Origin of the sequence: Streptomyces sp. BE303, from assembly GCF_036290945.1 — a bacterium.
In the GTDB taxonomy this organism is placed as follows: domain Bacteria; phylum Actinomycetota; class Actinomycetes; order Streptomycetales; family Streptomycetaceae; genus Kitasatospora.
In genome coordinates, this window is record NZ_JAQYWZ010000462.1 from 1 (window position 1) to 1,441 (window position 1,441).

The following is a 1,441-nucleotide window of genomic DNA, read 5'->3' on the forward strand; positions in this document are numbered from 1 at the left end:
CGACCCGCCCCAGCCGATCCCCGTGCCCCCGCCCGCCGCCACCGACATCGTCGGCGTCGGCGCCCAGGTCACGGAGTCGCTCTTCAACCAGCTCTCCACCGACTACAACGCCTCCCTCACCGCCGCCGGCAACACCACCTCGCCCCGCCTCTACAGCTGGGACTCGGTCGGGGCGAACCTCATCACCCCCAAGGCGGGATCGTCCCCGCTGGTCCGCCCGATGTTCTCCAGTGCGGGCATCACGGCGGTGAACGCCACCACGAGCAGCACCGTCGACTTCGCCCGCAGCACCCGCGGCCCGAGCGTCAACGACCCGGCGTCCACCCTCTTCGTCACCCTGGCGAAGGACGCCGTGAGCTGGGCCGCGCCGACCGGCGGCCACGCCCCGAACAGTCTGACCGCCGCCCAGCTGCGCGGCATCTACGAGTGCCACACCACCAACTGGCGGCAGATCGACTCGGCGCTGCCCGACGCCCCCATCAAGCCGGCACTGCCCATCTACAACTACGAGCACATCACGGACGCCGCGTCGATGTTCCTGGCCGGGATCCAGCAGACCAGCGGGCCGAGCTACGTGAGGATCGGGGACTGCGTCACCCTCATCCGGGAGGAGAACAGCGGCACGGGCGCCTTCCTGCACGACCCGGACGTAGTCGTCCCGTACTCCGTCGGCCGCTACATCGGCCAGACCTACGGCGGTCACGCCACCCCGACCGACAACCCGGGCGCGCTCGTCCCGCGCGCGATCGGCGGCGTCCCGGTGGTGAACCCGTCCAGCCACACCCTCCACGCCACGTTCGCCGCCTCGTACTTCGCCTACCGGCTCCGGGTCGCCCTCCGGGAGGCGGAGTGGAACGCCGGTGACGCGCACGCCCGGGCGCTCCGCGAGATCTTCTCGCCGAACGGCTGGATCTGCTGGTCCGGCGCGTCGAGGATCCGCAGTCACGGCTTCCTCGCGTTTCCCCCCGGGGCCTGCGGCTCGACGGAGCACAGCTGACGGCCGGGGCCGCCCGGCCCCGCCGCGCACACCACCCGACGGCAGCCCCGGGCGGCGTACGGGGGGCGTCCGGTGGAAGAACAGGTGGCGGTCGGAGCGGGCGGGGACCGGGGGTGACCTGCGGGGACGTCCACCCCCCAGAAGCCTGGGATCTTCCGGGCCACGGACCGGCACACCGATGATCCCGGTGGCCCGACCGCCCGCCCCCGAAAGGGAGTTCACCTCGTGCACCGTCTCACCGCCCGGGTCGCCCCGGCCCTCGCACTGGCCGCCGCGCTCGCCCTCGCCTCCGCCGCCCCGGCGCTCGCCGACCCGCCCCAGCCGATCCCCGTGCCCCCGCCCGCCGCCACCGACATCGTCGGCGTCGGCGCCCAGGTCACGGAGTCGCTCTTCAACCAGCTCTCCACCGACTACAACGCCTCCCTCACCGCCGCCGGCAACACC

The 1,441-nt window shown here is 73.4% G+C and carries 1 protein-coding gene and 1 pseudogene; both read left to right on the plus strand.

The window, feature by feature from the left end:
* A partial coding sequence (locus PUR56_RS08870) for a hypothetical protein (protein ID WP_329948473.1) occupies positions 1–997 on the plus strand: 997 nt, incomplete at its 5' end.
* A gap of 225 nt (positions 998–1,222) precedes the next feature.
* Positions 1,223–1,441: pseudogene (locus PUR56_RS08875) on the plus strand (hypothetical protein); the annotation flags it as partial.